6 protein-coding genes and 3 tRNA genes are annotated in these 7,250 nt (G+C 58.2%); 2 read left to right on the plus strand and 7 right to left on the minus strand.

Annotated features, from left to right (window positions below):
* The first annotated feature begins 11 nt into the window (after window positions 1–11).
* Window positions 12–1,352: a D-alanyl-D-alanine carboxypeptidase family protein gene (locus I2D57_RS07435; RefSeq protein ID WP_195362019.1), complete on the plus strand. Its 1,341-nt coding sequence runs from the start codon at window positions 12–14 to the stop codon at window positions 1,350–1,352.
* A 132-nt stretch (window positions 1,353–1,484) separates the two neighbouring features.
* On the opposite strand, the gene I2D57_RS07440 is transcribed toward I2D57_RS07435, so the two are convergent.
* From I2D57_RS07440 to serS, 7 genes are all read right to left on the minus strand, one after another.
* Window positions 1,485–1,575: transfer RNA gene (locus I2D57_RS07440), tRNA-Ser, on the minus strand.
* A gap of 92 nt (window positions 1,576–1,667) precedes the next feature.
* Window positions 1,668–3,425 carry a tetratricopeptide repeat protein gene (locus I2D57_RS07445; RefSeq protein WP_195362020.1) on the minus strand — a complete coding sequence of 586 codons (1,758 nt, stop codon included), beginning with the start codon at window positions 3,423–3,425 and terminating at the stop codon, window positions 1,668–1,670.
* The gene (locus I2D57_RS07450; RefSeq protein WP_195362021.1) at window positions 3,422–4,108 is read right to left on the minus strand and encodes a hypothetical protein; all 687 of its coding nucleotides are present in this window, start codon (window positions 4,106–4,108) and stop codon (window positions 3,422–3,424) included. Before I2D57_RS07450 ends, I2D57_RS07445 begins: the two co-directional genes overlap by 4 nt.
* Window positions 4,109–4,483: 375 nt before the next feature.
* A tRNA-Arg gene (locus I2D57_RS07455) sits at window positions 4,484–4,560 on the minus strand.
* A gap of 345 nt (window positions 4,561–4,905) precedes the next feature.
* A tRNA-Arg gene (locus I2D57_RS07460) sits at window positions 4,906–4,982 on the minus strand.
* A gap of 79 nt (window positions 4,983–5,061) precedes the next feature.
* The gene (locus I2D57_RS07465) at window positions 5,062–5,439 is read right to left on the minus strand and encodes a hypothetical protein (RefSeq protein WP_195362022.1); all 378 of its coding nucleotides are present in this window, start codon (window positions 5,437–5,439) and stop codon (window positions 5,062–5,064) included.
* Window positions 5,440–5,612: 173 nt separating this feature from the next.
* Window positions 5,613–6,896 carry a serine--tRNA ligase gene (gene serS, locus I2D57_RS07470; protein ID WP_040359108.1) on the minus strand — a complete coding sequence of 428 codons (1,284 nt, stop codon included), beginning with the start codon at window positions 6,894–6,896 and terminating at the stop codon, window positions 5,613–5,615.
* A gap of 111 nt (window positions 6,897–7,007) precedes the next feature.
* Between serS and I2D57_RS07475 the strand changes: the two genes are divergently transcribed.
* The gene (locus I2D57_RS07475; RefSeq protein ID WP_006235069.1) at window positions 7,008–7,181 is read left to right on the plus strand and encodes a DUF6724 family protein; all 174 of its coding nucleotides are present in this window, start codon (window positions 7,008–7,010) and stop codon (window positions 7,179–7,181) included.
* Window positions 7,182–7,250: the final 69 nt, after the last annotated feature.

The raw sequence follows: 7,250 nt of genomic DNA on the forward strand, positions 1-7,250 counted from the left end.
AAGCGAAATCCGTGAAGTCCCTCACCTCTTTTGCAAAGCGCTCAGCCCAGCTTGCCGCCGGCTTTGTCTGCGCTATCGCCCTTGCCGCTGGCGTGCCCACCGTCGCCGGCGCCCAAGTGCTCACGACCGACAATGTTTGCGGCAAAACCGCCGATGTGCGCGGTATCACGGCCGAAAACCTGCCCGATATCGATGCGACCAATGCCCTCGTCATGGGCAAAGACGGCACCGTCTACTATGCCCGCGACGCCGATGAGCAGGTCAAGATTGCCTCGATCACCAAGGTCATGACCGCAATCCTAACCGTCGAGAATTGCAAGATGGACGAGAAGGTCACAGTGAGCAACGCCGCGGCCACCGTGGGCAATTCGACCGCCGGCTTGCTCGAAGGCGACAAGCTTACCGTGGAGCAGGCGCTGCGCGGCCTGATGATTCCCTCGGGCAACGACGCCGCCATCGTGCTCGCCGAATATGTGGGCAAGAAGATCGACCCTAAGACCAAAGACGCCGAGGCCACCTTTGTGAAGGCCATGAACGAGCGCGCTAAGAAGCTCGGCTGTACCGGTACGCTTTTTGAAAACCCGCATGGTCTGGACTTTGATGAGTGGGCTGGCGATATGCACTCAACCGCACATGACGTAGCGCTGATGATGCAGGAGGCCATGAAAAACGACACGATCCGCGAGGTCGTAGCGAGCGAGGATTCCTGGATCGAGGTCACGGGCGCCGACGGCACCGACCATTCGCATTCCATGGACACGCATAACTATTTGCTGGGCCAAGATGGCAACATCGGCGGCAAGACCGGCACCACCGACGACGCGGGCTATTGCTTTACGAGTGCCTACAACCGCGATGGCGACGAGATCTACACCGTCGTTTTGAACTCCACCACCACCGACCAGCGCTTTACCGATACCGCAACCCTTGCCAATTGGTACTACGGTCACAAGGTGACGGTCGCGATCGCCAACACGCAGGAAAAGACCGCCAACGGCAACCCGCTTATGGCGCGCATTAGTCAAACCGACTGGACGGATAAGACGATCGACGCCACGCTCGCCGATCCTACGGCGCAAGCGACCGTGTTTTCCCTTGCCGGCGAGGTGACCGAAAAGGTTAGCTACGACGATCTTTCGGGCACGGTGCATGTGGGCGACAAGGTGGGCAGCGTTACGCTCAAGCAGGACGGCACCAAGATCGCCGTCATGGACCTGGTTGCCGACGAGGAAGGCGCAGGACCGAATCCCATTGAATGGCTGCTCGTGAAGCTCGATCGCTTGGGCCGCCGCATCGACAACCGGCCACTTGCGGCAGAGAGCGAGACCGTCGCCAAGGCTCCTGAGGTGTAGAGCGCAAGAATAATCAGCCCACTGAAAGGAGGCGTCCGAAAGGATGCCTCTTTTTTTGAGGGTTCGAATCCCCAGCCTCCTTTCTCCACACAAAAAAAGGGCCCCAAATGGGACCCTTCTTTAAATTCATACTGGCGGAGAGCTGGGGATTCGAACCCCAGATGCCCTTTTGGGGCATACTCGCTTAGCAGGCGAGCACCTTCGGCCTCTCGGTCAGCTCTCCGTAACAGCCGTTCTATAGTAACCAAACAGCCAAGGATGGGCAAGAGGAAATTTTCTAATTGCCTAGCATCCTTTCCTCCTTGGAGGCTTCGCCTACCCCAGCGAGCGGTTGAGGGAGCCGAGCTCGTCGTTGCCCATAGTGCGCCACATTTGGAAGATGCAACCGCGTGCCAGGAAAAAGAAGCCGTTGTCGACCAGTTGCACAGCAGCATCTGCCAGCTGATTCGTCACGGCGGACACTGGCGGCAGCTCGAGTCCAGCCTTGCGGATGGTCTCGACCGCCTCCTCGAACGTCGGAGGCTCGCTGACGCCCATCTCATTCATAAGGCCCTGCATTTCTTCCAGCGCACTACTGCCCGATTCCTCACCGCGCGGCACCAGACGGTAACAAGCCAGCGCTAGGTCGAGCTGATCGCAATTCCAATAGGCAAACGCCAAGCGATAGAACAGGTAGCCGATTGCAGAACGATCGCTGGCAATACGTAGGCCGTGGCGCGCCACCTCGATAATCTCGTCAAAGCGCTCCAGACGCGCAAGCACGTTGATGAGCGCAAAGTGCGATTGCATGGACGAGCGTGCCAGATCGTAAAGATGGCGCACCTCGGGCAGTGCTCGTTCAAAGTCCTCTTGCTCGGCGTAAAAGCTGCAGATCTCGTGCTGGGCAAAGTACAGTGCATCGGGCGCACGAAGGATTCGCACAGAGCGGTCTTCTTCCAACACCGGTAGCACCATGCGCACCAGCTGGTTATCGCAAAACTGCGTTTGAACCGGACCTGTCGCCAAAAGCTCGGCGACGGCGCACTTAGCCTCCAACTCCTCGACAAGACGGGAAAAGCCTTCAAAGGCACCTGTACGGTCGACTTTTGCCTGCTCGCGCAATTCAACAACGCGGGCCACGTATGGGTCGTCGTCCTCTTCCATGACCTCCAACTCGTCAGCCGTATCGGCAAGCAGCAGATCGCGTAGCGTCGGCGGCAGTGTGCGATGGTCATCACGCGGACGAGCATGAACCTCCGCAGGCTCAATCGTCTCCGGAGCGGTTGACTCATACGCCTCAAGCACACGCTTGCACGGCATATCGTCCATGTCCATGCTCTCAAGATCCTTGGCGACAGGCACGCAATCGGCCAGATAGGCCGCGCGCCCAAAGAAATACGTTGCGACAACGCGCTCGCCCTGCTCACTGTCGGGAGCAGCAATCTGCACATAGCAGCGCGTGATGCAGGTGTCCGCGGCAAAACACGCTGCCGCAAGCGTAAGTGCCACGCGCGCATCGTGCTCCGCGGCCCAGATCGCGCGCATGTCCTCGTCCAGCTCGCGCCAGGCGTCATCCTGAGCGTCGTATTCACGTTGTGGCATGGCATCCACGACAGACCGCCCAAACCGAACGAGCATAATCCCCTCGGCAACGTTTGCCCGATAGGTATAGTCGAGCCGTGTGACCACGTTGAGCGCCTCAACGATTCGCGCAAAACGGGTGCGCACGTCCCACTCGCCGCCCGGCTGGCAAGCCACCGTACCCGGTTTGCCCCACGGGTTATCGCTCGAGGCCGTATCGAGCAGTCGGGGAACATCGTTGGTCGTCTTAGCGATATGCCACGAATCAAAGAGTGCACAGCCCTCAAGGCTCGGCGACGAGGCCGCGGGGGCCAATCCGGCCCCGATGCGCTCAAGGATGCCGGAAAGGCGGTTGAGACGGCACTCTATTGCAAGCAGCATGTCAATCTCGTCCTGGTCCAGCAGGCTACGATCAAAATTGAGATAGAAAAGCTTTGAACGATCAATGCGAGCCAGGCTCATCTCGGACTTGGCAGCGATGGTGCGCAGACGGGGCAAGTCAATTTCGCTCATAAGGGTGGCGGCATAGCGCTCGATACCGCTCGGATTCTCGGCATGGTCAACGCGGTAGAGCAGCGTCTCGATAGCGTCAGGTAGCGGTGCCGTGTTAAAGCCAAAAACACCTCGACCGGCTCGGGCAACTTTACGAGCTTGATCTTGTCGACAACATTTTGCATACCCTCGTCGAGTCCGCCGGCGTCCGCCGTGCTCGCAATGGCATTTTCGGAGTCAGCGAATATCACGTAGCGCAGGAACATCGATGCCATGAACTCGCCGTAAGGAAGGGCGCGGGTCGAATTCCATGTCTCGTGGTCGGACTGCTCGCGCATGGGGCCTTCGGGAGAACCGACAGTTTGCGCACATGCGTGCATTGCACCGTTGGCTTCCCTTACCATAATCTCACCAATACTGGAATCCGACTCGTCAAGGACCAGTTCCATGTCGGGATCGTTGGGCAGCGGAGCCTCGCTGACGGGGCGGTCCACCTTGTACACCTCACCCGAAACGTTTACGTAGCCCAAAAGCGACACATGACTTTTGCCAACGAATTCGACGACATAACAAGATTCATGCTGGTCCTCGCCAAAGAGTTTCCAGACCACGCCATATGAGCGTCCCGCAGGCTGCTCGGGCATCGCCGGAAAGCGCTTCTTGGGATCGAGAAACCTGAGCTTGTATGTCGGACGCTCTGCCACGAAATATCACCCTGATCGGTCGTTGAGAGAAGGAGTGGTCGCGGATGGGCCGCGACACCTACTCGGAATCTTACACGAGTCGACAGGAAATAGTCCGCTTTACGCCCGCGCCTCGACCGAGGTTCGAATCCATGCGGTGCTTACGTAAAAGAAAAGCCCCCGTTGCCGGGAGCTTCAATCTCAAATGGTGCGGCGTATAGGATTCCGCGCATCCGCTGCGCGGATCCGCACCGGCTTCGCCCGCCTGCCGGCGTGCTCGCCCGCTCGCTAAAAACGCCCCGCGTTTTCTTGGCGCTCGCGCCTCGACCGAGGTTCGAATCCATGCAGCGGCGACATAAAAGAAAAGCCCCCGTTGCCGAAGGCTTCAAGTTCAATTGGTGCGGCGTATAGGATTCGAACCTATGACGTTCTGATTCGTAGTCAGACCCTCTATCCAACTGAGGTAACGCAGCAACTTGTTGATTATTATGCACATGGACTGAATAATCGTCAAGCGTTTTTCAAAAAAAGTTATTGAATTTGATTTTTACTCATTTTAATCACTTGATGCGATCTTCGACGCATCGCGATATAAAAACCCCCGTTGCCGGAGGCTTCAAGTTCAATTGGTGCGGCGTATAGGATTCCGCGCATCCGCTGCGCGGATCCGCACCGGCTTCGCCCGCCTGCCGGCGTCCTCGCCCGCTCGCTAAAAACGCTCCGCGTTTTCTTGACGCCCGCGCCTCGACCGAGGTTCGAATCCATGCAGCGGTGGCATAAAAGAAAAGCCCCCGTTGCCGGAGGCTTTCGATTTCAATTGGTGCGGCGTATAGGATTCGAACCTATGACGTTCTGATTCGTAGTCAGACCCTCTATCCAGCTGAGGTAACGCCGCAGCGCAAGACATATAAAACCACTTTAGTTCATTAGAGTCAAGCAAAATCTCAAACTTTTTTCGCGCGGGCCGCAATTTGTCACGCTGCACCACGAGCATCAGCGCTTTTCGTACGATCGATTGGCTTTTCGATCACATCGAACCCGACGCCAAGCTCCCCCAGAAGCGACCGCACCCGTTGGGCACAGTCGTAGTCGGCAAACGAAATGCTCAGCATTCGGGCCACCTGATTAGAAGATCCAACGCCATAGAAGTGCTCAAGGACAACAAGCGCCTCATGCGCCACAAACGTCTCGACCACATGCGGCGACTCCTCATAGCACCATTGCGTCAATGGTCCCTCACTCGTCTGCCGAACCACCAAGCCACCCATACCCGACGGCTCGCACGTTACCAGCAGGTGCTCCCCGCCCTCATCACTCTGGAACAACACAACCCGCTCGTCGAACAGCTCCATCACATCCCCTTTCTCTTGCTCTTAGTTAGCAAAAGCATAGCAGGTAAATGCATGTATACAGAACGTTTGTTCGTGTGTTTTCTATCGAGCTGTCCGCACGGCATGGTATGGACCTGCGCACGAAATAGGGCGCCCCCGAAGGAGCGCCCTTGCATATCCCCTATGCAGCCAACTTACGCGACCGGCTCGATCTTCTCGAGACCACCCATGTAAGGACGCAGGACCTCGGGGATCGTGATGGTGCCGTCGGCGTTCTGGTAGTTCTCCAGAATGGCGGCCATGGTGCGGCCGGCCGGCAGGCCGGAACCGTTGAGCGTGTGCAGGTAGCGCGAACCCTTGAAGTTCTCGGGGTCGCGATACTTGATGTTGGCGCGGCGAGCCTGGAAGTCACCGCAGTTGGAGCAGGAGCTGATCTCCTTGTAGGCGTTGTAGCTCGGCAGCCAGACCTCGACGTCGTAGGTCTGACGGGCAGAGAAGCCCAAGTCACCGGTGCACAGGCTAATCACGCGATACGGAAGGCCCAGCTGCTGCAGCAGGTACTCGGCCTCGGCGGTCATGCTCTCGAGCTCCTCGTCAGACTCCTCCGGCTTAGCGAACTTGACCATCTCGACCTTGTCGAACTCGTGCTGACGGATGATGCCGCGGGTGTCGCGACCGGCGGAACCGGCCTCCTCGCGGAAGCAGGGGGTGAAGGCGGTGTAGCGGCGCGGCAGAGTGTCGGCATCGAGGACCTCGCCGGCGTGCAGGTTGGTAAGCACGACCTCGGCGGTGGGGATCAGGAAGTTGTCGCCCGAGACGTGATAGGCGTCGTCCTCGAACTTGGGCAGCTGACCCGTGCCGAACATGGTCTGACGCTTGACGACGATGGGCGGCCACCACTCCTTAAAACCACGGCTGGTGTGCGTATCGAGGAAGAAGTTGATAAGGGCGCGCTCCAAGCGGGCGCCGGCACCACCGAGAACGGTGAAACGGCTGCCGGAGAGCTTGTTGCCGCGCTCGAAGTCGAGGATGTCGAGGTCGGTGCCCAGATCCCAGTGCGGCTTAAAGTCGAAGTCGAACTCGCGCGGGGTGCCCCAACGACGGCGCTCAATGTTCTCGTCTTCGTCCTTGCCGTACGGCGTGGCCTCGCAAGGAATGTTGGGCAGGTGAGCCATGAAGTCGTACTGCTCCTGCTCGAGGGCAGTGCGGCGCTCGGCCAGACCGTCAATCTTCTCGTTGACGGCGCGCACGGCCTCCTTGGCGGCCTCGGCCTCGTCCTTCTTGCCCTCCTTCATCAGGGCGCCGATCTTCTTGGACTCGGCATTGCGCGTAGCCTGGAGCTCCTCGACCTCGGTGATGACGGCACGGCGCTCGTCGTCGAGCTCAAAGAACTTCTCGCGATCCCAAGACGTCTGGCGGTTAGCCATGGCGACATCGATGGCATCGGGGTTCTCGCGAACAAACTTGATATCAAGCATTAGATCCTCCGGCGATATACATTCCATTTAGGTTGCAACCTTGTACATGTATGGGCAAGTATATACTTATGAGCGTTTACGACCCAACTCAACTACGCAAGAAGGCACCCAATGGACGCAGTTTTTTCCTTTTTGTTTGGCACCCGCACCGGTTTTGCCATCCTTTTCGCCGGCGGCATCCTGTTATTTGCGATTCTTGCCTTTGTAATGGAGAAGCGTACCCATAAGATGTACGTCGACCGCGGACCCAAGTCCGAGGATGAGGAAGACAGCTTCTGGGACTAACCTGCCAAAAAGGGACAGGTTTATTTTGGTCGGTTTTATCTGGGCAAACGCAAGCGCCCCGCAACCGGT

The sequence above is a fragment of the Collinsella aerofaciens genome (assembly GCF_015553355.1).
GTDB classification, from domain to species: domain Bacteria; phylum Actinomycetota; class Coriobacteriia; order Coriobacteriales; family Coriobacteriaceae; genus Collinsella; species Collinsella aerofaciens_V.

Excerpts from the sequence above, each read along its gene's own strand:
- serS (WP_040359108.1), bottom strand. The coding sequence starts at position 6,896 with ATGCTTGATATCAAGTTTGTTCGCGAGAACCCCGATGCCATCGATGTC.
- I2D57_RS07465 (WP_195362022.1), bottom strand. The coding sequence starts at position 5,439 with ATGGAGCTGTTCGACGAGCGGGTTGTGTTGTTCCAGAGTGATGAGGGC.
- I2D57_RS07445 (WP_195362020.1), bottom strand. The coding sequence starts at position 3,425 with ATGAGCGAAATTGACTTGCCCCGTCTGCGCACCATCGCTGCCAAGTCC.
- I2D57_RS07475 (WP_006235069.1), top strand. The coding sequence starts at position 7,008 with ATGGACGCAGTTTTTTCCTTTTTGTTTGGCACCCGCACCGGTTTTGCC.